A 23,347-nucleotide genomic window follows, 5' to 3' on the forward strand; every position below is an offset into this window, starting at 1 on the left:
AGGGCCGCATGACCGTACGGCGAGTAATGGGCATCGAGACGGAGTACGGGATCTCCGTCCCCGGCCACCCGAACGCCAATGCCATGCTCACCTCGTCCCAGATCGTCAACGCCTACGCGGCGGCGATGCACCGGGCCCGCCGGGCCCGCTGGGACTTCGAGGAGGAGAATCCGCTGCGGGACGCGCGGGGCTTCGACCTCGCCCGCGAGTCCGCCGACTCCAGCCAGCTCACCGACGAGGACATCGGCCTGGCCAATGTGATCCTCACCAACGGGGCACGCCTCTACGTCGACCACGCCCACCCCGAGTACAGCGCTCCGGAGGTCACCAATCCGAGGGACGCCGTGCTGTGGGACAAGGCCGGCGAGCGGATCATGGCCGAGGCCGCCGAGCGGGCCGCCCAGCTGCCCGGTGCCCAGCCGATCCACCTCTACAAGAACAACACCGACAACAAGGGCGCCTCCTACGGCACGCACGAGAACTACCTGATGAAGCGGGAGACCGCCTTCTCGGACATCGTGCGCCACCTGACGCCTTTCTTCGTCTCCCGCCAGGTCTTCACCGGCGCCGGCCGCGTCGGCATCGGCCAGGACGGACACGAGCACGGCTTCCAGCTCAGTCAGCGCGCGGACTACTTCGAGGTCGAGGTGGGCCTGGAGACGACGCTGAAGCGGCCCATCATCAACACGCGCGACGAACCGCACGCGGACGCCGAGAAGTACCGGCGACTGCACGTGATCATCGGCGACGCGAACCTGTCGGAGATCTCGACCTATCTGAAGCTGGGTACGACGGCCCTGGTGCTGTCGATGATCGAGGACGGGTTCATCGCCGTCGACCTGGCCGTGGACCAGCCGGTGCGCACCCTCCACCAGGTCTCGCACGACCCGTCCCTGAAGCGCCTGGTCACGCTGCGCAGCGGCCGGACACTGACCGCGGTGCAGCTCCAGATGGAGTACTACGAGCTGGCCCGCAAGTACGTCGAGGAACGGTACGGCGCGGACGTCGACGACCAGACCAAGGACGTCCTGGGCCGCTGGGAGGACACCCTCAACCGGCTCGAGAACGACCCGATGAGCCTGGCCGGCGAGCTGGACTGGGTGGCGAAGCGGGAGCTCATGGAGGGCTACCGGCGCCGCGACGACCTGGACTGGGACGCGGCCCGGCTGCACCTCGTGGACCTCCAGTACGCCGATGTACGGCCCGACAAGGGCCTGTACAACCGTCTGCTGGACCGCGGCCGCATCAAGCGGCTGCTGGACGAGACGGAGGTCGAGCGGGCCCGTACGAAGCCGCCGGAGGACACGCGCGCGTACTTCCGCGGGCGCTGTCTGGAGCAGTACGCGGACGACGTCGCGGCGGCCTCCTGGGACTCGGTGATCTTCGATCTGCCGGGCCGGGACTCGCTCCAGCGGGTGCCAACCCTTGAACCGCTTCGCGGAACGCGTAATCACGTCAAGGAGCTCCTGGACCGCTGCCGCACCGCGGAAGACCTGGTCAAGGTGTTGTCGGGCGGGTGACCGGGCCGAGCGGGTACACGGGAGAATCGGCCGGACAGGGTGGAAACACCCGGGTCCGGGAACCATCGAGGTGGCACCCGTACGTTGAGGAAAGTGCGGGGCCGATGTCGGACCCGGCTTGTAGGGTCTGATCTTGACCGAGCAACTGTGTCGGGCGAACCGAGCGGGGTGAGGGTTATGGCGACCAAGGACACCGGCGGCGGGCAGCAGAAGGCCACGCGTTCCACCGAGGAGGTCGAGGAGCAGGCGCAGGACGCGCAGGCTTCCGAGGACCTCAAGGAGCGCCAGGAGAAGCTGAACGACGACGTGGACTCCGTCCTGGACGAGATCGACGACGTCCTCGAGGAGAACGCGGAGGACTTCGTGCGGTCCTTCGTGCAGAAGGGTGGCCAGTAGGCCTGCTGAGGGCCTGCTTCTCCTTCGCTTCACAGGCCCGCGGGCCGTATGAGGGGCGGACGAGCAGAACGTGAGGGTGTCGCGCGCGGTGCGGTGGGAAACCGTGCCGCGCGCGGCCCGAGACGGGGGCCGGGGTGTTCGTTCCATGGTTCCCGCCGAGTATGTGGATCACTGCCCGCAGCCGGGTAGGGTCCGTGGCATAGCTGTCGCATACGTGGAAGGAATCGCGTGGAAGCCAACACTCGCAGCACCGGGCGTCTACCAGCTGCCTTCCTGACGCCCGGGTCCTCTTCGTTCATGGATTTCCTCGGTGAGCACCAGCCGGAGATGCTCCCGGGCAACCGGCAGCTGCCGCCGGTGCAGGGTGTGATCGAGGCGCCGCACGGCACCACGATCGTGGCGGTGACGTTCCCCGGCGGTGTCGTCCTCGCCGGTGACCGGCGGGCCACCATGGGCAACATGATCGCTCAGCGGGACATCGAGAAGGTCTTCCCGGCCGACGAGTACTCGGCGGTGGGCATCGCCGGCACGGCGGGACTGGCCGTGGAGATGGTGAAGCTGTTCCAGCTGGAGCTGGAGCACTTCGAGAAGGTCGAGGGGGCCCAGCTGTCCCTGGAGGGCAAGGCCAACCGTCTGTCCACGATGATCCGGTCCAACCTGGGCATGGCCATGCAGGGGCTGGCCGTGGTGCCGCTGTTCGCCGGGTACGACGTGGACCGGGGCAGGGGCCGCATCTTCTCGTACGACGTGACGGGCGGGCGCTCCGAGGAGCAGAACTACGCGACCACCGGGTCGGGCTCGATCTTCGCCCGGGGCGCGATGAAGAAGCTCTTCCGCGAGGACCTGACCGAGGAGCAGGCCACGACGCTCGTGGTCCAGGCGCTGTACGACGCGGCAGACGACGACTCGGCGACCGGTGGTCCCGATGTCGCCCGCCGGATCTACCCGATCATCACTGTGATCACCGAGGACGGCTTCCGCCGGCTGAGCGAGGACGAGGGCTCGGCACTCGCCCGCGCGGTGCTGGAGCGGCGGCTCGAACACCCCGACGGCCCGCGGGCCGCGCTGCTGTAGCGGGTGCGGCCGTGTTGTCAGGTGGTCCAGTGACGTCTCCAGAAAGGGATGGATAACCGGTGTCGACGCCGTTCTATGTCTCACCCCAGCAGGCCATGGCCGACCGGGCGGAGTACGCCCGCAAGGGCATCGCCCGTGGCCGCAGCCTGGTCGTGCTGCAGTACGCCGACGGCATCGTGTTCGTCGGCGAGAACCCGTCCCGCGCGCTGCACAAGTTCAGCGAGATCTACGACCGGATCGGCTTCGCGGCCGCCGGCAAGTACAACGAGTACGAGAACCTGCGGATCGGCGGCGTGCGCTATGCCGACCTGCGCGGCTACACGTACGACCGTGACGATGTGACGGCTCGCGGCCTGGCCAACGTGTACGCCCAGACACTGGGCACGATCTTCTCCAGCCAGGCCGAGAAGCCGTACGAGGTGGAGCTGGTCGTCGCCGAGGTCGGCGACAGCGCCGACGGTGACCAGATCTACCGGCTGCCGCACGACGGCTCGATCGTGGACGAGCACGGCTCGGTCGCGGTCGGGGGCAACGCCGAGCAGATCAGCGGCTACCTGGACCAGCGGCACCGGGACGGCATGACACTGGCCGAGGCGCTGAAGCTGGCCGTGCAGTCGCTGTCCCGCGACACGAACGGCAGCGAGCGGGAGATCCCGGCGGAGCGGCTGGAAGTCGCGGTGCTGGACCGCACGCGGCCCCAGAAGCGGAAGTTCAAGCGGATCGTGGGGGCGCAGCTGTCGCGACTGCTGGATTCGGGAGCGGCGGCGGGAGCCGCCGGCACTGACGACCTGCCCCTGCCGGACGAGGACGAGGGCGGGGACAAGGGCGAGGAGTAGCGGCCAGCCGCTGCACGGAAGCCTTCGCGCGGCGCCGGGTGCCATGTGCCCCGGCGCCGCTCAGTCTGGCGGTGGCGGTGCCGTGGAGCCCCGTACGACCAGGTGCACCGGGATGTCGCCCTCCTCGGGTGCCCGGCCCTCCATGACCGCCAGCAGGGCGCGCATCCCGCGCTCACCGAAGAGTTCCGCGTCCAGGCGTACGGTCGTCAGCTCGGGGTCGACGGCCGTGGCGAGGCCGAGGTCGTCCAGACCGGTCACCGAGAGGTCGTCGGGGACGCGGAGCCCGGACCGCCGGGCCGCCTTGTAGGCGCCGGCCGCGAGTTTGTCGTCGTCGCAGACCAGCGCCGTGGGCCGGGGCCCCGTAGCGGCGAGCGCGGCCTCCGTGGCGCTCTGGGCGCCCTCGATGGAGATGGGGGCGTGGACGGTGCGGAGGTCGGTGCCGGGGGCGGCGGCCAGCCGTGCGGCCAGTTCCCGGGCGCGCACCTCGAAGGTCCAGGACGGGACGTCCGCCGCGAGGTGGAGGAAGCGGCGGTGGCCGAGGGCCAGAAGGTGCTCCGCGACCTGGCGGATGCCGTCGGCGATGTCCAGGTTGACCGTCGCGGCGCCCAGGCTGCCCTCCGGATCGCTGTCCAGCATGACGAGGGGAAGCTGGTCGCCCCGGATCGCGCTGAGCGCGTCGGCCGCCATCGAGGACGCGATGACACCGTCCAGGGCGGCCTGGGACGAGGCGAAGGGGTCCCGGGCCGGGCCGACGCCCTCGGGGGAGGGATACAGGACCACCCCGAAGCCGTGCTCGGCGGCGACCCGCGCGGCGCCCGTGTACACCTCCGCGAAGAACTCCGTGGTCAGCGCGGGGACGACCAGCAGCACCGTCCGCGTGCGGCCGAGGCGCAGGTTGCGGGCGGCCAGGTTCGGGCGGTAGCCCAGTTCCTGCGCGGCCTCCCGGACCCGCTGGGCCGTGGGCTCCGACACGCGGCCGCGCCACTTGTCGCCGAGGACCAGGGACACCGCTGCCTGGGAGACGCCGGCGGCCTGGGCGACGTCCCGGCTCGTGGGGCGGGTGCTGCCTCGTGCCACCGTTCGCCTGCGCTTTCGTCTGGACTCGTGAACAGGCGACATGGTACGTATGGCGACAGACGTTATACGTAAAACCTCAGTGGTCGGTTCGGAGGAGGGGGTGGGTCGTGGTCGCCGGGTACCTGGACATTCTTCGGGCGCGGCATGCCGTCAGGCTGCTCGTCGGCACGCTCGTGGGGCGGCTGCCCAACGCCACCGCGGCCATCGCGATCGTGCTGTTCGTGCGGGCCGAGGGCGGCTCCTACAGCCTCGCGGGAGCGCTGGCCGCCGTGTACGGGGTGGCCAACGCCGTGGGACAGCCCGTGCTCGGGCGGCTCGTGGACCTGCACGGTCAGCCGCGGGTGCAGCTGCCGGCCGCCCTGCTGTCGGGCCTGGCCATGGCCGTGTTCGCCCTCGCGGGCACCGGGACGGTCGCGCTCGCGTACGTGGCCGTGGGAGCGGCGGGGCTGTTCACGCCCCCGCTGGAGGGCGGGCTGCGGGCGCTGTGGCCGAGCGTGCTGCGCAAGGACGACCAGGTGCACACGGCGTACGCCGTGGACGCCATCGCGCAGGAGGTCATGTTCACCGTCGGGCCGCTGCTCGTGACGGTGTGCGTGTCGCTGTGGTCGCCGATGGTCGCCCTGCTCGTGCTGAACGCGGTGGGTGTGCTGGGCGCCTTGTCGGTGGTGGTGTCGCCTCCCTCGCGCGCGTGGCGGTCGGCGCCGCGCGAGGCGCACTGGCTGGGCGCGCTGCGCTCGTCCGGGCTGCTCGCGCTGCTGGGCGCCTTCCTGTTCATCGGTATGGCGCTCGGGTCCATCACCGTCGCCTCCGTGCCGTACGCGGACGAGCACGGCGGCGACGCCGTCTACGGCTGGCTGATGGCTGCCCTGGGGCTCGGGGCGCTCGTCGGCGGGGCCGTCTACGGGGTCCGCCAGTGGACCGGCGATCCCGCGCGCCGACTGCGCGTGCTGGTGGCCCTGCTGGCGGTGTGTTACCTGCCTCTGCTGCTGATGCCGGACGCCGTCGCCATGGTGCTGCTCACGGTGCTCGCGGGCGTCTTCCTCGCACCGTGCATCGCCTGTGCGTTCGTCCTCGTCGACCGGCACGCGCCGCGCGGCACGGTGACGGAGGCGTTCTCGTGGCTGGTGACGACGTTCACCGTGGGCGCCTCGGTGGGTACGGGCCTCGCCGGGCCCGTCGTGGAGCACGGCGGGGTGCTGTGGGGCTTCGCGCTGCCCGGGGCGGCAGGGACCGTGTCCCTGCTCGTGCTGGCGTGCACGGGCCGGGTCCTCGCAGCTCCCGCCGGGGGAGCGGTGGTTGCGGCTTCATCGGAAAATGATCCAAACCGTGCCGTCGAACCCCGTTTCAGTTCGGGTCATCAGGCGTAATGTTCAGTCATGGACCGCCGCATTTTCGGGCTGGAGAACGAGTACGGCGTCACGTGCACGTTCAGGGGACAGCGCCGCCTGTCGCCTGACGAGGTGGCGCGGTACCTCTTCCGCCGTGTCGTGTCATGGGGCCGCAGCAGCAATGTCTTTCTGCGCAACGGGGCCCGCCTCTATCTCGACGTGGGATCACATCCGGAATACGCCACACCCGAATGTGACAACGTGACCGAACTCGTCACCCACGACAAAGCAGGCGAGCGCATTCTCGAAGGACTCCTGGTGGACGCCGAACGACGCCTGCACGAGGAGGGAATCGCGGGCGACGTCTACCTCTTCAAGAACAACACCGACTCCGCCGGCAACTCCTACGGCTGCCACGAGAATTACCTCGTGGCCCGGCACGGGGAGTTCTCCCGGCTCGCGGACATCCTTATTCCGTTCCTGGTGACCAGGCAGCTGCTGTGCGGCGCCGGCAAGGTGTTGCAGACGCCGCGCGGTGCCGTGTACTGCGTCAGCCAGCGGGCCGAGCACATCTGGGAGGGCGTCTCCTCGGCGACCACCCGCTCCCGGCCCATCATCAACACGCGCGACGAGCCGCACGCCGACGCCGAGCGCTACCGGCGCCTGCACGTCATCGTGGGCGACTCGAACATGTCCGAGACGACCATGCTGCTCAAGGTCGGCGCCACCGACCTGGTGCTGCGCATGATCGAGGCGGGCACGGTGATGCGCGACCTCACCCTGGAGAACCCGATCCGGGCGATCCGCGAGGTGAGCCACGACATCACCGGGCGCCGGAAGGTGCGCCTGGCCAGTGGCCGCGAGGCGTCCGCGCTGGAGGTGCAGCGGGAGTACTACGAGAAGGCGGTGGACTTCTGCGAGCGCCGCGGCATCCGCACCGGCACCGTCGAGCGGGTGCTGGAGCTGTGGGGCCGCACACTGGACGCGATCGAGGCCGAGGACCTCGACCGCATCGACACCGAGATCGACTGGGTCATGAAGTACAAGCTCCTGGAGCGGTACCGGGCCAAGCACAACATGACCATGTCGCACCCGCGGGTCGCGCAGATAGACCTCGCCTACCACGACATCCACCGCCGCCGTGGCCTGTACTACCTGCTCGAGAAGAAGGGCCGGGCCGCCCGGGTCGCCAACGACCTGAAGATCTTCGAGGGCAAGTCCGTTCCGCCGCAGACCACTCGGGCCCGGCTGCGCGGCGACTTCATCCGACGGGCCCAGGAGCAGCGCCGGGACTTCACCGTCGACTGGGTGCATCTCAAGCTCAACGACCAGGCGCAGCGCACCGTGTTGTGCAAGGACCCGTTCCGTTCGGTGGACGACCGGGTGGAGAAGCTGATCGCCGGAATGTGAGCCGGCCGAGGTGAGACACGCGTTTCCGCACGAAAGGGCGGAACGCCACACGGGCACCGTACGTTAGCCGTACGGTGCCCTTCTCACGCCGTAGAGTTGCGCGCACTTCAACAGGACCGACCGACACCGATACGAGGCCCCCACCGTGCGCCGACGCTCACTCCTCATCGCCGTCCCCGCCGGACTGGTCACGCTCGCCGCATGCGGTGACGAAGACTCCGGCTCGAGCAGCACCGGCGACAGCGCGACGCCCGAGGCGTCGGGTACGTCGGCACCGCCGCCGCCGAAGATCGTCGACGGTCCGTTGCCGGCGATCACCGCGGGGACGAAGTTCGACGAGAAGCCGACCGTCGCCAAGGGCAGCGGCGAGCCGTCCAAGGACCTCGCGGTCAAGACGGTCGTCGCAGGTGGCGGCAAGGCCATCGCGGAGAACGACTTCGTGTCGGCGAACTACCTGGGCCAGATCTGGGAGAGCGCGAAGGTCTTCGACAACTCCTACGACCGCAAGACCCCGCTGGTCATCCAGCTCGCCCAGGGCAGCATCATCGACGGCTGGCGGTACGCGCTCGCCGGCAAGAAGACCGGCAGCCGCGTCCAGTTCTCCGTGCCGCCCACCTGGGGGTACGGCGAGCAGGGCAACGAGCAGGCGGGCATCAAGGGCTCCGACACGCTGGTCTTCGTGGTCGACGTGCAGGACACCTTCAACGCCAAGAGCTCAGCCAAGGGCAAGGAAGTCCCCCAGGAGGACGCCGCCCTGCCCAAGGTCGGCACCAACACCGACGGCAAGGCGCCCTCCATCGAGTTGCCGAAGGCCGACGCGCCGAAGAAGCTCGTGGCGGAGTACGTCCTCGAGGGCGAGGGCACCGAGGTCGGCGCCGAGGACAGCGTGCTCGTGCAGTACAAGGGCGTGGTCTGGGACGGCGGCAAGGAGTTCGACTCGACGTACGGCAGGAAGCAGCTGACGTCGTTCTCGCTCCAGCAGGTCGTCAAGGGCTGGTCCCAGGGCCTGACCGGCAAGAAGGTCGGCAGCCGCGTCCTCATCGTCATCCCGCCGGACCTGGGGTACGGCGACAGCCCGCCGGAGGGCAGCGGAATCGAGAAGGACTCCACGCTGGTCTTCTCCGTCGACATCCTGGCGAAGATGTGACGCCTTCGAGATGTAAGACTTGGGCCGTTGCCTTTCCGCAGACAAGCAGGAGCTGAACACGTGAGCATCGACAAGCCCGAGGTCGACTTCCCGGGCGGCGAGCCCCCGGCGGACCTCGAGATCAAGGACATCTGGGAGGGCGACGGCCCGGTTGCGCAGGCCGGTCAGACCGTGACCGTCCACTACGTGGGCGTGACCTTCAGCACGGGCGAGGAGTTCGACGCCAGCTGGAACCGCGGTACGCCGTTCCGCTTCCCGCTCGGTGGCGGCCGCGTCATCGCGGGCTGGGACCAGGGCGTGCAGGGCATGAAGGTCGGCGGCCGCCGCCAGCTGACCATCCCGGCGCACCTCGCCTACGGCGACCAGAGCCCGACCCCGGCGATCCCGCCCGGCTCGACGCTGATCTTCGTGGTCGATCTGCTCGGAGTCTGATCGAAGTCCGAGCGGACAGCGATCAGAGCCGGTCACCTGGGGTCCATGCCTGTCCGGGCATGGGCCCTCGGCTTTTGCCGGGCCACCGCGGGGCGGTACGGTCATCCGTCGTAAGCACCATAGGGAGAAGGGCGTCGATGGCCATTGCCAAGGCCGAGCGGCTGATGAACCTGGCGCTGTGTCTGCTCGGGACGCGGCGGCCACTCAGCAAGCGTGAGCTGCGTGACTCCATCGAGGCTTACGTCGAGGCCTCCAGGCCGGGCCAGGGCGCGGCGGGCTCCGACGACTCCTTCAACCGCATGTTCGAGCGGGACAAGGACGACCTGCGGGAACTCGGACTGGTCATCGAGACCGTCGAGGGTCTCGACGGTGAGGTCGGCTACCTGGCCCGCCGCGACAGCAACCGTCTGCCGCCCATCACCCTGGACGCCGAGGAGGCCGCCGCGCTGGGCCTCGCCGCCAAGGTGTGGCAGCAGGCCCGGCTGGCCGGTGCCGCGAGCGGCGCGCTGCAGAAACTGCGCGCGGCCGGGCTGCCCGAGGATGTCGACCCGTACGAGGCGCACAGCGCCCTGGAGCCGCGCATCCCGGTGCACGAGGCCGCGTTCGAGCCGCTGATGCTGGCCTGCCGGGACCGGCGGCCGGTCCTCTTCGACTACCGCAAGGCCAACGCCGCCCAGCCCGAGCCCAGGCACGTGGAGCCCTGGGCGCTGGAGTGCTGGCGCGGCCACTGGTACCTGGCCGGCTTCGACCGCGACCGCGGTGCCGAGCGGGTCTTCCGGCTCTCCCGGATCACCGGCCGGGTGCGCTCGCGCGGCGCGCGGTTCACCGCGCCCGTGCCCGACGTCGTCACGGTCCGTGAGACGGTCGCGAGCTGGGCGGGGGAGACCGCCGACCGTTCCGCGCTGATCCGGCTGCGTACGGGCGCGGGATACCCCCTTCGTGCGAAGGCCACCGGAGTCCGGGAACTCGGTGGCGGCTGGGACGAGTTGGAGATTCCGTACGGGCACGGCCTGGACGCCTGGCTGGTCGAGTTCGGACCGGACGTGGTGGTGCTGGAGCCCGCGGAGTTGCGTGCGGACGTGGTGGACCGGCTGCGTGCCGTCGCCAAGGGCTGAGGGGGAGCGGACAACACAGTGGCAGGCAAACCGGTCAGGCCAGTGAACGCCATCGACCAGACCCGACGGATGCTGTCCCTGGTGACGTATCTGCGGGAGCGCCCCGGCGCCCGGGTCGAGGACGTCGCGCGCGCCTTCGGCATCACCGAGGACGAGCTGGTCTCCGACCTCGACGTGCTGCCCATGTGCGGCACCAGCTTCCGCGGCGGCGACCTGCTCGACATCGACACCGACGGCGAGCGCATCTGGTGGCACAACCCGGCCGCCCTCGGCGCGGACGCCGCCGAGCCGCTGCGGCTGGCCGCCGACGAGGCCACCGCGCTGCTCGTCGCCGCCCGGGCCGTGGCGACCCTGCCCGGCCTGCGCGAGAGCGACCGGCAGGCACTGCTGCGGGCGACCGCCAAGGTGGAGACCTCGGCCGGCGAGGCCGCGGGCGCCAGCTCGCGCCTGTCCGTCACCTTCGAGTCGGAGGGCGGCGTCTTCGCCGACGTCGACCGGGCGATCTCGGAGCGCCGCCGGCTGTGGATCCGCTACTACTCACCGGCCCGCGACGAGGTCACCGAGCGCGAGATCGATCCCATCCGCCTGGTCAGCGTCGGGCACACGTACGTGGAGGCCTGGTGCCGCCGCTCCGAGGCCCGGCGCACCTTCCGGCTCGACCGGGTCGCCGAGATCCGCATCCTGGACGAGCCGTCCGCGCCGCCCGAGGTGGAGCTGCGGGACCTGTCGGAGGGGCTGGTGCAGCCCGCCGCCGAGGACCCGGAGGTCGTCGTGGAGGTCGGCCCGGGCGGGCGCTGGGTCGCCGAGTACTACCCGCACGACAGCGCGGACGAGCTCGCCGACGGCGGGCTGCGCATCACGTTGCGGACCCCCGACCCCGCGTCCCTGCGGCGGCTGGCGCTGCGACTCGGGCGGGACGGCCGCATCGTCTCCCCGCCCGAGCTCGCCGACAGTGCCCGGCGGGCGGCGCGCGAGGCGCTGGCGGCGTACGACGGCATCGAGGCGGTCGGGGCGGTCGGGGCGGTCGAGGCGTCCGGCGGGCCGGAGGACGGACGGAACGGGCACGACAGGCAGGAGCGAGGACTGTGAGCGAGTCCGTGGGGCCGGCTGCGCCGGGCATGACGGCGGCGTCCGCGTTCGCGGGCATGCGACGCGTGTCCCCGGTCGTGTTCAAGGCGGGCTGCCCGGACTGCCGGGGCCGCTTCGAGCTCGCCGCGAGCGCCCTGCGTCTCGCCATCGGCGCCACGAGCCGCACCACGTTCTACTCGTTCACCTGCCCCGAGTGCGGGTCCGCCGTGCGCAAGCCGGCGGGGGAGCGGGTCGTGGAGCTGCTCACCGGCGGCGGGGTCAGGACCCTGCGGCTGCACTCCACCGTCTAGGCTCGGCGTCATGTTCTGGCCGATGTTCGCGGTTGCCGTGGGTTTTCTGGGTCTCGCCGTCCTCGCGGTGTTCGCCGTGAAGGTGTTCGTGGAGGCGGAGCGCCTGGGCCGGCAGGTGACGGACTCCGCCGACCGGATCAGCCGGGCGGCGGAGGACCTGGAGCGGGCGACCGGGAGCGCGGCCCGCGCGGTGGACGCCCTGTGAAGGTCTGACCGCCCGGTTCGGACGCCCGGCCGGGACCCGATGGACCCATACGAGTCGCGTATTGGGACACTTTGCCCTGTCACCCCACAGGTCCCTGAAGGTACGCTGCTGGTCGCGGCCCGGAAAACGAGGCCCGGTCGCGGACGGGAGTACGCACGGGGATTGCCTCACGTTTACCCCTGAGCGTTACGATCGCTGCACAAGACGATCGATCGGACGCATGTCCGACCGGTCGGACAGCACCCCCACCCAGCCGCCTCGGTGAGAAGGTAAAGACTTATGTTCGGAAGGCTCGGCGCCCCCGAGATCATTCTCATCCTCGTCGTCATCATCCTGCTGTTCGGCGCGAAGAAGCTTCCGGACATGGCGCGCTCGCTCGGCAAGTCGGCGCGCATCCTCAAGAGCGAGGCCAAGGCGATGAAGAGCGAGAGCAAGTCCGACGACTCCGCTCCCGCCGATCCCCCCAACCCCGAGCAGGCCGCGGCGAAGCGCACCATTCAGGCCGCCCCCGGCGACGTGACCAGTTCCCGTCCGGTCACCGAGCCGACGGACACGACCAAGCGCTGACGCAGGGCCGGTGACCTCCGGCCCGCCGCACGAGATGGGAATGTGGGTTGCTGAAGCCTGCCCGCAACAAGGAGAGGGATCCCGAGGGGCGGATGCCCCTCGCGGAGCACCTTCGTGAGCTCCGCAACCGGCTCGCGAAGGCGCTGTTGGCCATCGTCGCCGTCACGATCGCCGCCGCCTTCTTCTACAACGACATCATCAACTTCTTCACCGACCCGGTCCTCGACTCGGTCGGCTGCACGAGGTCGTTCGAAGAGCTGGCGAAGCTGCCGAACGACTCGGACCCGTGCGCGCAGATCACCATCAACGGCCTGCTCGGTCCGTTCACGCTGGCGCTGAAGGTGTCCCTGATGGCCGGTATCGTGCTGGCCTCGCCGGTCTGGCTCTACCAGTTGTGGGCGTTCGTCGCCCCGGGCCTGCACAAGGGCGAGAAGAAGTACGCCTACGCGTTCGTCGCCACGGGAGCCCCGCTCTTCCTCTTCGGCGCCTACTTCGCCTACGTGGTGCTGCCCACCACCGCGAAGGTGCTGATCGAGTTCACGCCGTTCGGCGTCGACAACCTCCTCCCGCTGGACGACCTACTCGACCTCGTCACGCGCATGGTGGTCGTCTTCGGCCTCTCCTTCGAGCTGCCGTTGCTGCTGGTGATGCTCAACTTCACCGGGGTGCTGACCGGTAAGCGCATGGTCGGCTGGTGGCGCGGCATGATCATGGGCATCACACTGTTCGCGGCCATCGCCACGCCCAGCACGGACCCGCTGACCATGATCGCGCTGGCTGGACCGATCTGGATCCTGTACTTCGTCGCGGTCGCCATCTCGCTGCTGAACGACCGCCGAAGGGCCCGCCTCGAGGCGCTGGAGCCCGACGACGACGAGGCCTCCGAGCTGGATCTCACCCCCGACGCCATCGACGAGATCGAACCCGTGACCACCGCCCGCGCGCTGCCCGAGCAGGCGACGAAGGACCGGGTCAACGGCTACGACGACGTGACCTGAGACCGGCGGGGCGGTGACGGCACGCGTCGCCGCCCCGGGAATCCCCCGCCGCGTCCCCCCGCAATATTCAGGCGATCCCCGCACAGGACCGATCCCGATAATGATCGTCCTGTTGTCAGTGCGGCCCGGTACGCTCGAAAGCACGATGACAGAGGATCTCTCACCGGCCGAGCGGTATGCGGCAGCCCGCCAGCGCGCTGCCGAGCAGGCCACCGCGCTCGCCACCTTCCGCGAGATGTACGACTTCGGCCTCGACCCCTTCCAGATCGAGGCCTGCCAGGCGCTCGAGGCGGGCAAGGGCGTGCTGGTGGCCGCGCCCACCGGCTCCGGCAAGACGATCGTCGGCGAGTTCGCCGTCCACCTCGCCCTCCAGCAGGGCAAGAAGTGCTTCTACACGACGCCCATCAAGGCGCTGTCGAACCAGAAGTACGCCGACCTGTGCCGCCGCTACGGTGCGGACAGAGTGGGCCTGCTCACCGGCGACAACAGCGTGAACTCCGACGCCCCGGTGGTCGTGATGACCACCGAGGTCCTGCGGAACATGCTCTACGCCGGCTCCCAGACCCTCCTCGGCCTCGGCCACGTGGTCATGGACGAGGTGCACTACCTCTCCGACCGCTTCCGCGGCGCCGTGTGGGAGGAGGTGATCATCCACCTCCCCGAATCCGTGACCCTGGTGTCACTGTCGGCCACCGTCTCGAACGCGGAGGAGTTCGGCGACTGGCTCGACACCGTGCGCGGCCACACCGAGGTGATCGTCTCCGAGCACCGGCCGGTGCCGCTGTTCCAGCACGTGCTGGCCGGGCGGCGGATGTACGACCTGTTCGAGGAGGGTGAGGGTCACAAGAAGGCCGTCAACCCCGACCTCACACGCATGGCGCGCCTGGAGGCGAGCCGCCCGTCCTACCAGGACCGGCGACGCGGCCGTGCCATGAAGGAGGCCGACCGGGAGCGCGAGCGCCGGCAGCGCTCCCGCGTCTGGACGCCGGGCCGGCCCGAGGTCATCGAGCGCCTGGACGCCGAGGGCCTGCTGCCCGCGATCACGTTCATCTTCAGCCGCGCCGCCTGCGAGGCCGCCGTCCAGCAGTGCATGTACGCGGGGCTGCGGCTCAACGACGAGGACGCGCGGGAACGGGTCCGCTCCCTGGTCGAGGAGCGCACGTCCTCCATCCCGACCGAGGACCTGCACGTCCTGGGCTACTACGAGTGGCTGGAAGGCCTGGAGCGGGGCATCGCCGCCCACCACGCGGGCATGCTGCCGACCTTCAAGGAGGTCGTCGAGGAGCTGTTCGTCCGCGGGCTGGTCAGGGCCGTCTTCGCGACCGAGACCCTCGCCCTCGGCATCAACATGCCCGCCCGCTCGGTCGTGCTGGAGAAGCTCGTCAAGTGGAACGGCGAGCAGCACGCCGACATCACCCCCGGCGAGTACACCCAGCTCACCGGCCGGGCCGGGCGGCGCGGCATCGACGTCGAGGGCCATGCCGTCGTGCTGTGGCAGCGCGGCATGAACCCCGAGCACCTCGCGGGACTGGCCGGTACGCGCACGTACCCGCTGCGCTCCAGCTTCAAGCCGTCGTACAACATGGCGGTCAACCTGGTCGAGCAGTTCGGCCGCCACCGTTCGCGGGAACTGCTGGAGACCTCCTTCGCGCAGTTCCAGGCGGACAAGTCGGTCGTCGGCATCTCCCGCCAGGTGCAGCGCAACGAAGAAGGGCTGGAGGGCTACAAGGCCTCCATGACCTGCCACCTCGGCGACTTCGAGGAGTACGCGCGGCTGCGCCGCGAGCTGAAGGACCGGGAGACCGAGCTGGCCCGGCAGGGCGCCAGTCAGCGCCGCGCCGAGGCCGCCGTGGCGCTGGAGAAGCTGAAGCCGGGCGACGTCATCCACGTGCCGACGGGCAAGTACGCGGGCCTGGCCCTGGTGCTGGACCCGGGCCTGCCCGCCGGCCGGTCCAACGGCCACCGTGGCTTCGAGCACCACGACGGGCCCCGTCCGCTGGTGCTGACCGCCGAGCGGCAGGTCAAGCGGCTGGCGTCGATGGACTTCCCGGTGCCGGTCGAGGCGCTGGAGCGGATGCGCATCCCGAAGTCCTTCAACCCGCGCTCGCCCCAGTCCCGCCGGGACCTCGCCTCCGCGCTGCGCACCAAGGCCGGGCACATCCCGCCGGAGCGGGCCCGCAAGAAGCGCTCGCAGGCCGCCGACGACCGGGAGATCGCCCGGCTGCGCAAGGACATCCGCGCCCACCCGTGCCACGGCTGTGACGACCGCGAGGACCACGCCCGCTGGGCCGAGCGCTACCACCGGCTGCTGCGCGACACCTCCCAGCTGGAGCGCCGGATCGAGGGCCGGACGAACACCATCGCCCGCACCTTCGACCGGATCGTCGCGCTGCTGACGGAGATGGACTACCTGCGCGGCGACGAGGTCACCCAGCACGGCAAGCGCCTCGCCCGGCTCTACGGCGAACTGGACCTGCTCGCCAGCGAGTGTCTGCGCGAGGGCGTCTGGGAGGGCCTCTCCCCGCCCGAGCTGGCCGCCTGTGTCTCCGCGCTGGTTTTCGAGTCCCGGGCCGCCGACGACGCGATGGCGCCGAAGCTGCCCTCGGGCAAGGCCAAGGCGGCGCTCGGTGAGACGGTCCGTATCTGGGGCCGCCTGGACGCCCTGGAGGAGGACTTCCGGATCAGCCAGACCGAGGGCGTCGGCCAGCGCGAGCCCGACCTCGGCTTCGCCTGGGCCGCGTACATGTGGGCGTCCGGCAAGGGCCTCGACGAGGTGCTGCGCGAGGTGGAGATGCCCGCCGGCGACTTCGTGCGCTGGTGCAAGCAGGTCATCGACGTCCTCGGCCAGATCTCGGCCGCCGCGCCCGCCGAAGGCTCGACGGTCCCGAAGAACGCGCGCAAGGCGGTCGACGAACTGCTGCGCGGGGTGGTCGCCTACTCGTCCGTGGGCTAGCTCCCGCAACCCGGAGGCCCGGCGGTGTTCCGCCGGGCCTCCGGGCGTTTCGAGGCGCCTTCCGGCGCCTCTTTCCCTCATTACGGTTTCCCTCATTACGGTGAGTGATTTTCGTACACCCACTCGCAATTACGTAGTGTGTTCGCATGACTCCCAGGCGTGCAAATGGGCCCGAGACTACCCCAGTCCCGATGCCCGTCTCAGGTGCTTGCTGAATATGACACGGCGATGATCCCCTCGGACTAAGCTCGCCCGCAGCGCACCGAGTTGGGGTGAAATCGCGCGCTTGTTCCCAATGCGCCGAAGAACCCGACAACCCCCAGAGATACCCCGTCGCAAGCTCCCCCATCCCCGCCGATTCGTTTTCAGAGGGCCTACATGGTGAGTGTTGATTCCCCTCCAGGTCGCCGTGAACTTCCGTACGCGCGAACGCTGTTGCTGCCGGCCATACTGATGGCCGCGGCCACCGGGGCCGCCGTCGCCCTGGTGACGGAACCGGCCCGGCTCGCCGTCGGCCTGTGCGGTGTCGTCGCCACCCTGCTGGTGATCACCGCGGCGGCCGAAGCGACTCGCCGCGGCCGTGCGCTACGGGTCCTGCGTGCCGAGCACGCCCGTCACAGCGCGTATCTGGAACGCCGGGCCGCGAGCCATCACGAGGAGATGGTCCGCCTCGGCGGTGAAGTCCTGCCCAACGTCCTGGACTTCATGCGCCGGGGGAGCACACCCCACGAGGTGATGCGCCGTCTCGGCGAGATCGACCCCTCCTACACCGAACTCGGCGAGCCCCAGCGCAAGATGATCCGCATGGTGTGCGACATCGTCGACCACCAGGACTCCATGCGGGAATCCGCCGAGCGTTCCTTCGTCGACATCGCCCGCCGGGTGCAGGCGATCGTCCACCAGCAGAACAAGGAACTCCGCGAGATGGAGGAGGACCACGGGCGCAACCCCGAGGTCTTCGACGACCTCCTGCGCATCGACCACGGCACCGCCCTGATCGGCCGCCTCGCCGACTCGATCTCCGTCATCGGCGGCGGCCGGCCCGGACGCCAGTGGCCCAAGCCGGTGGCGCTCTACAGCGTGCTGCGCGGCGCCATGTCCCGGATCCTGGAGTACCGCCGGATCAACCTGGCCTCCATCGCCAAGGTCAACATCAAGGGCACCGCGGTCGAGCAGGTCATCCATGCCGCGGCGGAACTCCTCGACAACGCCACCCGCTACTCGCCGCCGGGGTCCAAGGTGCATGTCACCGCGACCGAGGTGCAGAGCGGTGTCTGCATCGAGATCGAGGACGCGGGCGTCAGCCTCAGCGAGGAGTCCCGCGCCCGTATCGAGGGACTGCTGGAGCACGCCAAGCGCGGCACCGACGTGCAGGACCTCGCCCACCACCCGCGGCTGGGTCTGTCGGTCGTCGGCCGCCTGTGCACGCAGTACGGCATGGACGTGTCCCTGCGGGCCTCCGCGTACGGCGGTGTCCGGGCCATCCTCATCGTGCCGAGCAAGATGATGACCACCGAGCCCGGAGTCGGTCTCGCCCACGGCATCGGCGCGGCGTCGATCCCGCAGCCGGGCCCGGACGCCCTCCCCGGACCCAAGCGCACGCCGAAGAAGCGCCGCCCCACCAGCCCCCGCATCCCCGACACGGTCTCCCTGGAGGACGACGTTCCCGAGGTGACCGAGTGGACGGCGGGCGGACTTCCGCAGCGCCGCAGCCGGGTCAAGATGCCGCTCAGCCAGCGCCTCGCCGAGCAGGCGATCTGGGAGCGGGAGGACGCCGAGCGCGAGGCCCGCCAGGCCGCCGAGCGCGCCCGGAACGGCCTTCCGGAGGAGCCGGAGCCCGAGCCGGTCAAGGACGAGGGGCTCCCACCGGGGCACTTCATCGGCGCCTTCTGGGAGGGCCTCAAACAGCACACGGGCAGCACCCAGGCCCACCAGCAGTCCAGCAGCAACGAGCCGGCCCACGCCCCGGCAGACGACGAGGGGAACCTCAAGTGATCGAGCAGCAAGGCAAGTTCGACTGGATGCTCCGGGATCTCTACGACGGCGTCCCGGGCATCGAGATGATCGTGGTGCTCTCCGCCGACGGCCTGCGCATCGCCCGCTACTCCGGGGACCCGGACGCCGCCGACCGGGTCGCCGCGGCCTGCGCGGGCCTGCAGAGCCTGGCGAGCGCCGTCAGCCAGGAGATCCCGACCAGCGACGGCGACATGAAGATGGTCCTCATCGAGATGAACGGCGGCTACTTCTATCTGATGGCCGCCGGACCCAACGCCTACCTCGCCGTGCTCTCCGACGTCTGCTGCGAGCCCGGCCGGATGGGCCTCAGCATGGCCGACCTGGTCGCCCGCATCGGGCCCCATCTCACCAGTCCCGCCAGGCGCAACGGGCAGACCGTATGACTCCTCCCCAACGCCAGAGGCGATCTCCCGGGCAGGAGCCGTCCGCCGCGTCCTCCGCTGCCGGACCGCCCAGCAAGGACGACGGGACACCCAACCCCGAGCGGCTGTTCGTCATCGGCGGGGAGGGCGGCGGCGAGCGCGCCGACATCGACCTGGTCACCCTGATCGTGGCCCGCGCCGACCCTCCGGTGTCCGCCACACCCGAACAGGCGGCCCTGCTGCGGCTGTGCGCCGCGCCGCTGTCCGCAGCCGAGCTGTCGGCCTACCTGGGCCTGCCGTTCAGTGTGGTGACCGTGCTGCTCACCGACTTGCTGGCGACGGAACTGGTGCAGGCCCGCGCCCCGGTCGTCCGCCAGAAGGTCGCCGACCGAAACCTCCTCGAAGCGGTGATGCATGGACTTCAAAAACTCTGACACGATCCCGGGCCCACGGACCGAGGACCGGCTTCCGCACACGGCCGAGGCCGCCGTGAAGATCGTCATCGTGGGCGGCTTCGGGGTCGGCAAGACCACCATGGTCGGCTCGGTCAGCGAGATCAGACCGCTGACCACCGAGGAGACGATGACCCAGGCCGGCATCGGGGTCGACGACAACTACGGTTCCGCCTCCAAGACGGCCACCACGGTGGCCATGGACTTCGGCCGCATCAGCATCACCGACCAACTGGTGCTGTACCTCTTCGGCACGCCCGGCCAGGAGCGCTTCTGGTTCCTCTGGAACGGCCTGTTCGAGGGCGCCCTCGGCGCGGTGGTACTCGTCGACACCCGCCGCCTGGACGTCAGCTTCGACGTCATGGGTCGCCTGGAGGAGCGCGGTGTGCCCTTCGTGGTCGCCGTCAACACCTTCCCCGACGCGCCCCGTTACCCAGTCGCGGAGCTGCGGGCCGCGCTCGACCTGGCCGAGGAGATCCCCATCCTCGACTGCGACGTGCGGCGCCGGGCCTCAAGCCGGGACGTCCTGCTGACGCTGACGCAGTTCCTGCACTCCATCGCGACGAAGGGCGCGATCGGCTGACCCGGCGCGGCCGACCGGCCTCCTCGAACCACACCCCTGACCCACACTTCTGTTGCGGAGCGACACTGTGACGCCTGAACGCCACTCCCTGACCGGAACGGGCGACCCCCTGCTCGAACCGCCGCCCGGCTGCCCCGCGCACGGCCTCGGACCGGGCGGACTGCACCGGCTGCACGAGACGGAGGACCTGGAAGAGCTGTACGAGAAGCTGCGCGAGCAGCACGGGCCGGTGGCGCCGGCGCTGCTCCACGACGACGTACCGATGTGGGTGGTCCTCGGGCACGCCGAGAACCTGCACATGGTCAGCACGCCCGCCCAGTTCTGCCGCGACAGCCGGATCTGGACGCCGCTCAACGAGGGCATGGTCAAGCCGGACCACCCCCTCATGCCGCACATCGCCTGGCAGCCCATCTGCTCCCACGTCGAGGGCGACGAGCACAAACGGCTGCGCGGAGCGGTCACCAGCGCGATGTCCGACATCGACTACCGGGAACTGCGCCGCCACATCAAGCGGTACACCCAGCGTCACGTCAACCGGTTCTGCGAGGAGGGCCGCGCCGACCTGGTCAGCCAGTTCGCCGAGCACCTGCCGATGGGCGTGATGTGCCATCTCCTCGGCATGCCGGACGAGTACAACGACCGGATGGTCGAGGCCGCCCGCGACACGCTCAAGGGCACCGAGACGGCGATCGCCAGCCACGCCTACGTCATGGATGCCCTGGGCCGCCTCACCACCGCCCGCCGGGCCAGCCCCGAGGACGACATCGCCGGGCGCCTCGTCACCCATCCCGCCGGGCTCACCGACGACGAGGTGAGGGAGCACCTGCGGGTGGTCCTGCTGGCCGCCTACGAAGCGACCGTGAACCTCATCAGCAACGTGCTGCGCGTGGTCCTCACCGACCCGGGCTTCCGCGCCCAGCTCAGCGGCGGCCAGATGACGGTGCCCGAGGCGGTCGAGCAGTCCCTGTGGGACGAGCCGCCGTTCAGTACCGTCTTCGCCTACTTCGCCAAGCAGGACACCGAACTGGGCGGTCAGCGCATCCGCGCGGGCGACGGGTTGCTGCTCGGCATCGCGCCGGGCAACGTCGACCCGCGCATCCGCCCCGACCTGGAGGCGAGCATGCAGGGCAACCGCGCCCACCTCGCCTTCGGCGGCGGCCCGCACGAGTGCCCCGGCCAGGACATCGGGCGTGCCATCGCCGACGCCGGGATCGACGCGCTGCTGATGCGGCTGCCGGACGTCCAGCTCGCCTGCGACGAGGACGAACTGCGGTGGCGGTCGTCGATCGCGTCGCGGCACCTGGTGGAGCTGCCGGTGTACTTCGAGCCCAAGGCGCAGCAGGACATCAGGCAGCAGCCCAGCCACGCCCCGGCCCCGGAGCGGCGCACCGCCTGGCACGTCGGCATCCCCCGGCCGGAACAGCGGCCCGAGCCGCAGGTCCCCTCGCAACCGCCGGTGTCGGTGACGGCTGCGCAGCCCCTGCCGGTGCCGGAGCAGCCGCGTCCCCGCGGTGCCTGGCAGCGCTTCCTGCTCTGGTGGCGCGGCTACTGACGGCCGGCGGCCCAGTCCTCGTACGCCGTCCAGGCACCGAGGGACCGTCCGCTGCGGAAGCGGTGCTCGCGCCCCGTGACCGGATCGGTGAACCCCAGTTCCCGCGCCAGCAGTTGCAGCGGGCGCCGGAAGTCGCCGGCCGGCACGGGGTCGGTCACCTCGGGGTAGAGCGGGTCGCCGAGGATCGGCACACCGAGCGCGGTCATGTGGACGCGCAACTGGTGGGTCTGGCCGGTGCCGGGCACCAGCCGGTACCGGCCCAGGCCGAGGCCCGGGGCAGGGCGGCGCTCGATCAGCTCGACGCGGCTCACGGCGTTCGGCTCGCCCTCGATCTCCTGGGCGGTCAGTACCCCGCGTTCCTTGCGGATTCGGCTGCGTACGGTCCGGGGGAGGGCGAGCTCCGGATCGTACGGGGCGACGGCCTCGTATTCCTTGCGTACCAGCCGGTCGCGGAACAGGCCCTGGTACGCGCCGCGTTCCTCGGGGCGCACCGTGAACAGGACCAGTCCGGCGGTGAGCCGGTCCAGGCGGTGAGCGGCGCCGAGCGCCGGAATGCCCAGCTCCCGGCGGAGCCGTGCGAGCGCGGTCTCGGTGACGTGGCCGCCGCGCGGGGTGGTGGCCAGGAAGTGCGGCTTGTCGGCGACGACGACGTGCTCGTCGCGGTACACGACCTCCAGGGGGAAGGGCACGGGCACCTCGGCGGGCAGGTCGCGGTGGTACCACACGAACATCCCGGGCTCGTACGGCGCGTCCTCCGGTACGGCCCGCCCGTCGGCGTCGACGAACAGCCCGGCGTCGAACATGCCGTCGACCACGCCGGCGCCCGCGCGGGCGAGCCGCTCCGTCAGGTGCTCCCGCACCGTGGACCACGGCCCGTCGGCGGGCAGCCGCACCCGCACCGCGTCGATCCCGTCGCGCTGCGGGAGGGGCGAGGGCGGGAGCGGGGTGCGGCGTCTCATCGCCTGCCAGCGTACGAGGCGGTGGCAGGCGCGGCGAAACCGCCTGGCCGTCGACCGGCCGCGGTTGGCAGGATGCGGCCCATGCCCTACTTGACGCGCCCGGTCCTCCCCACAGGCTCCCTCTCACGTACCCCGCAGCCCACGGTCCCCACCGGCGACGGACTGGTGCTGCGCCCGTGGCGCGCCGAGGACGCGCCCGCCGTGCACGCGGCCTTCCAGGACCCGGTGATGCACCAGTGGCACATCCGCACTGCCGACTCCGAGGAGGAGGTGCGCGGCTGGATCTCCGAGTGGCAGCAGGGCTGGGCTCACGAGCGCAACGTCCAGTGGGCCGTCGCCGACGAGGCCGACGACCGGCTCCTCGGCAGGGTCGCCCTCCGCGAGGTCGTGCTCGGCGACGGGGTGGCCGAGGTCGCCTACTGGACCACGGCGGCGGCTCGCGGCCGGGGCGTCGCGGCCCGCGCCACGAACGCGCTCGCCCGCTGGGCCCTGGACGGGATCGGCTTCCAGCGACTGGAACTCGCCCACTCCGTCGCCAACGAGGCCTCCTGCCGGGTCGCCCGCAAGGCCGGCTTCGCCCTGGAGGGCACCAAGCGGAGCGCCCTGCTCCACTCCGACGGCTGGCACGACATGCACCTGCACGCACGCGTACGCGGCGACTGAGTCGCGCCCTCGCCGGCCTGTACGGGGCGGCACCTGGTGGGGTGGGGAGGGGCGGCGTGGCCGCGCGACACCGCGCGCTGTACGCCGGGAGTGCGTCGGCCGGGCCGACGCTGCGGTGCCCGGGCGTGTGCGTACGGCCGGGTGGTGGGCGCGGGCTCGGTCACGGGGCGGGGTGGTGGTGGCGGGCTGGGGCAGCCGCCGGGCGGTGGCGCGGGCTGGGTCCCGTGGCCGGGTGGTGGGCGCGGGCTCGGTCACGGGGCGGGGTGGTGGTGGCGGGCTGGGGCAGCCGCCGGGCGGTGGCGCGGGCTGGGTCCCGTGGCCGG

At 70.8% G+C, this 23,347-nt stretch carries 23 protein-coding genes; 21 read left to right on the top strand and 2 right to left on the bottom strand.

Annotation, left to right across the window (positions count from 1 at the left end):
• Positions 1–8 precede the first annotated feature (8 nt).
• The 4 genes from dop to prcA all read left to right on the top strand — a co-directional run bounded on the left by dop (position 9) and on the right by prcA (position 3,826).
• Positions 9–1,520 (top strand): depupylase/deamidase Dop, encoded by a 1,512-nt coding sequence (dop, locus tag ACIQ1J_RS18465; protein ID WP_374196430.1) that lies wholly within the window; start codon positions 9–11, stop codon positions 1,518–1,520.
• 177 nt (positions 1,521–1,697) lie between these two features.
• Positions 1,698–1,916: a ubiquitin-like protein Pup gene (locus tag ACIQ1J_RS18470; RefSeq protein ID WP_053128307.1), complete on the top strand. Its 219-nt coding sequence runs from the start codon at positions 1,698–1,700 to the stop codon at positions 1,914–1,916.
• 228 nt (positions 1,917–2,144) lie between these two features.
• Positions 2,145–2,990 (top strand): proteasome subunit beta, encoded by an 846-nt coding sequence (prcB, locus tag ACIQ1J_RS18475; protein WP_121746026.1) that lies wholly within the window; start codon positions 2,145–2,147, stop codon positions 2,988–2,990.
• Positions 2,991–3,049: 59 nt separating this feature from the next.
• Complete coding sequence (prcA, locus tag ACIQ1J_RS18480; RefSeq protein ID WP_210961745.1) at positions 3,050–3,826, top strand: proteasome subunit alpha; 777 nt, start codon at positions 3,050–3,052, stop codon at positions 3,824–3,826.
• A gap of 60 nt (positions 3,827–3,886) precedes the next feature.
• Here prcA and ACIQ1J_RS18485 read toward each other — a convergent pair whose 3' ends face one another.
• Positions 3,887–4,903: a LacI family DNA-binding transcriptional regulator gene (locus ACIQ1J_RS18485; RefSeq protein ID WP_403557847.1), complete on the bottom strand. Its 1,017-nt coding sequence runs from the start codon at positions 4,901–4,903 to the stop codon at positions 3,887–3,889.
• Positions 4,904–5,010: 107 nt separating this feature from the next.
• Between ACIQ1J_RS18485 and ACIQ1J_RS18490 the strand changes: the two genes are divergently transcribed.
• From ACIQ1J_RS18490 to ACIQ1J_RS18565, 16 genes are all read left to right on the top strand, one after another.
• Entirely contained in the window at positions 5,011–6,270 is a 1,260-nt protein-coding gene (locus ACIQ1J_RS18490) for an MFS transporter (RefSeq protein ID WP_403557848.1), read from the top strand.
• A 9-nt stretch (positions 6,271–6,279) separates the two neighbouring features.
• On the top strand, positions 6,280–7,641 hold the full coding sequence (pafA, locus tag ACIQ1J_RS18495) for a Pup--protein ligase (RefSeq protein ID WP_210961742.1): 1,362 nt from the start codon (positions 6,280–6,282) through the stop codon (positions 7,639–7,641).
• A gap of 145 nt (positions 7,642–7,786) precedes the next feature.
• Positions 7,787–8,788, top strand: a complete 1,002-nt coding sequence (locus ACIQ1J_RS18500; protein WP_403557850.1) for an FKBP-type peptidyl-prolyl cis-trans isomerase — start codon at positions 7,787–7,789, stop codon at positions 8,786–8,788.
• A 60-nt stretch (positions 8,789–8,848) separates the two neighbouring features.
• Positions 8,849–9,220: an FKBP-type peptidyl-prolyl cis-trans isomerase gene (locus ACIQ1J_RS18505; protein ID WP_121746021.1), complete on the top strand. Its 372-nt coding sequence runs from the start codon at positions 8,849–8,851 to the stop codon at positions 9,218–9,220.
• 137 nt (positions 9,221–9,357) lie between these two features.
• A complete protein-coding gene (locus ACIQ1J_RS18510) occupies positions 9,358–10,335 on the top strand; it encodes a helix-turn-helix transcriptional regulator (RefSeq protein ID WP_403557852.1) in 978 nt (325 codons plus the stop codon).
• 18 nt (positions 10,336–10,353) lie between these two features.
• A complete protein-coding gene (locus ACIQ1J_RS18515; RefSeq protein ID WP_403557854.1) occupies positions 10,354–11,424 on the top strand; it encodes a helix-turn-helix transcriptional regulator in 1,071 nt (356 codons plus the stop codon).
• A gap of 29 nt (positions 11,425–11,453) precedes the next feature.
• A complete protein-coding gene (locus ACIQ1J_RS18520) occupies positions 11,454–11,714 on the top strand; it encodes a hypothetical protein (RefSeq protein ID WP_053142264.1) in 261 nt (86 codons plus the stop codon).
• A gap of 10 nt (positions 11,715–11,724) precedes the next feature.
• Entirely contained in the window at positions 11,725–11,919 is a 195-nt protein-coding gene (locus tag ACIQ1J_RS18525; protein WP_121746019.1) for a hypothetical protein, read from the top strand.
• Positions 11,920–12,198: 279 nt separating this feature from the next.
• Positions 12,199–12,486, top strand: a complete 288-nt coding sequence (tatA, locus tag ACIQ1J_RS18530) for a Sec-independent protein translocase subunit TatA (RefSeq protein WP_210961737.1) — start codon at positions 12,199–12,201, stop codon at positions 12,484–12,486.
• 47 nt (positions 12,487–12,533) lie between these two features.
• Positions 12,534–13,484: a twin-arginine translocase subunit TatC gene (gene tatC, locus ACIQ1J_RS18535; RefSeq protein WP_403557856.1), complete on the top strand. Its 951-nt coding sequence runs from the start codon at positions 12,534–12,536 to the stop codon at positions 13,482–13,484.
• A gap of 100 nt (positions 13,485–13,584) precedes the next feature.
• On the top strand, positions 13,585–16,437 hold the full coding sequence (locus ACIQ1J_RS18540; RefSeq protein WP_403557858.1) for a DEAD/DEAH box helicase: 2,853 nt from the start codon (positions 13,585–13,587) through the stop codon (positions 16,435–16,437).
• A gap of 378 nt (positions 16,438–16,815) precedes the next feature.
• Complete coding sequence (locus ACIQ1J_RS18545; protein WP_403557860.1) at positions 16,816–18,432, top strand: sensor histidine kinase; 1,617 nt, start codon at positions 16,816–16,818, stop codon at positions 18,430–18,432.
• Between the two features lie 26 nt (positions 18,433–18,458).
• Complete coding sequence (locus ACIQ1J_RS18550) at positions 18,459–18,836, top strand: roadblock/LC7 domain-containing protein (protein WP_247696687.1); 378 nt, start codon at positions 18,459–18,461, stop codon at positions 18,834–18,836.
• Positions 18,833–19,249 (top strand): DUF742 domain-containing protein, encoded by a 417-nt coding sequence (locus ACIQ1J_RS18555; RefSeq protein WP_210961733.1) that lies wholly within the window; start codon positions 18,833–18,835, stop codon positions 19,247–19,249. The genes ACIQ1J_RS18550 and ACIQ1J_RS18555 overlap by 4 nt, the downstream gene beginning before the upstream one ends.
• A complete protein-coding gene (locus ACIQ1J_RS18560; protein WP_403557862.1) occupies positions 19,230–19,850 on the top strand; it encodes a GTP-binding protein in 621 nt (206 codons plus the stop codon). Before ACIQ1J_RS18555 ends, ACIQ1J_RS18560 begins: the two co-directional genes overlap by 20 nt.
• 67 nt (positions 19,851–19,917) lie before the next feature.
• Positions 19,918–21,402, top strand: a complete 1,485-nt coding sequence (locus ACIQ1J_RS18565; protein ID WP_403557864.1) for a cytochrome P450 — start codon at positions 19,918–19,920, stop codon at positions 21,400–21,402.
• Here ACIQ1J_RS18565 and ACIQ1J_RS18570 read toward each other — a convergent pair.
• On the bottom strand, positions 21,396–22,361 hold the full coding sequence (locus tag ACIQ1J_RS18570; RefSeq protein ID WP_403557866.1) for an RluA family pseudouridine synthase: 966 nt from the start codon (positions 22,359–22,361) through the stop codon (positions 21,396–21,398). The genes ACIQ1J_RS18565 and ACIQ1J_RS18570 overlap by 7 nt on opposite strands.
• An 81-nt stretch (positions 22,362–22,442) precedes the next feature.
• Here ACIQ1J_RS18570 and ACIQ1J_RS18575 point away from each other — a divergent pair, with 81 nt between their 5' ends.
• A complete protein-coding gene (locus tag ACIQ1J_RS18575; protein ID WP_403557868.1) occupies positions 22,443–23,024 on the top strand; it encodes a GNAT family N-acetyltransferase in 582 nt (193 codons plus the stop codon).
• Positions 23,025–23,347: the final 323 nt, after the last annotated feature.

The sequence above is a fragment of the Streptomyces sp. NPDC097107 genome, assembly GCF_044762405.1.
GTDB classification, from domain to species: domain Bacteria; phylum Actinomycetota; class Actinomycetes; order Streptomycetales; family Streptomycetaceae; genus Streptomyces; species Streptomyces thinghirensis.

Bases quoted from the DNA above. Each gene is read 5' to 3' on its own strand.
- ACIQ1J_RS18555 (WP_210961733.1), top strand. From the start codon at position 18,833: ATGACTCCTCCCCAACGCCAGAGGCGATCTCCCGGGCAGGAGCCGTCC.
- dop (WP_374196430.1), top strand. From the start codon at position 9: ATGACCGTACGGCGAGTAATGGGCATCGAGACGGAGTACGGGATCTCC.
- ACIQ1J_RS18525 (WP_121746019.1), top strand. From the start codon at position 11,725: ATGTTCTGGCCGATGTTCGCGGTTGCCGTGGGTTTTCTGGGTCTCGCC.
- ACIQ1J_RS18575 (WP_403557868.1), top strand. From the start codon at position 22,443: ATGCCCTACTTGACGCGCCCGGTCCTCCCCACAGGCTCCCTCTCACGT.
- ACIQ1J_RS18520 (WP_053142264.1), top strand. From the start codon at position 11,454: ATGACGGCGGCGTCCGCGTTCGCGGGCATGCGACGCGTGTCCCCGGTC.
- ACIQ1J_RS18540 (WP_403557858.1), top strand. From the start codon at position 13,585: ATGATCGTCCTGTTGTCAGTGCGGCCCGGTACGCTCGAAAGCACGATG.
- ACIQ1J_RS18510 (WP_403557852.1), top strand. From the start codon at position 9,358: ATGGCCATTGCCAAGGCCGAGCGGCTGATGAACCTGGCGCTGTGTCTG.
- pafA (WP_210961742.1), top strand. From the start codon at position 6,280: ATGGACCGCCGCATTTTCGGGCTGGAGAACGAGTACGGCGTCACGTGC.
- ACIQ1J_RS18570 (WP_403557866.1), bottom strand. From the start codon at position 22,361: ATGAGACGCCGCACCCCGCTCCCGCCCTCGCCCCTCCCGCAGCGCGAC.
- ACIQ1J_RS18560 (WP_403557862.1), top strand. From the start codon at position 19,230: ATGGACTTCAAAAACTCTGACACGATCCCGGGCCCACGGACCGAGGAC.
- ACIQ1J_RS18470 (WP_053128307.1), top strand. From the start codon at position 1,698: ATGGCGACCAAGGACACCGGCGGCGGGCAGCAGAAGGCCACGCGTTCC.
- tatA (WP_210961737.1), top strand. From the start codon at position 12,199: ATGTTCGGAAGGCTCGGCGCCCCCGAGATCATTCTCATCCTCGTCGTC.
- ACIQ1J_RS18545 (WP_403557860.1), top strand. From the start codon at position 16,816: ATGGTGAGTGTTGATTCCCCTCCAGGTCGCCGTGAACTTCCGTACGCG.
- ACIQ1J_RS18550 (WP_247696687.1), top strand. From the start codon at position 18,459: ATGCTCCGGGATCTCTACGACGGCGTCCCGGGCATCGAGATGATCGTG.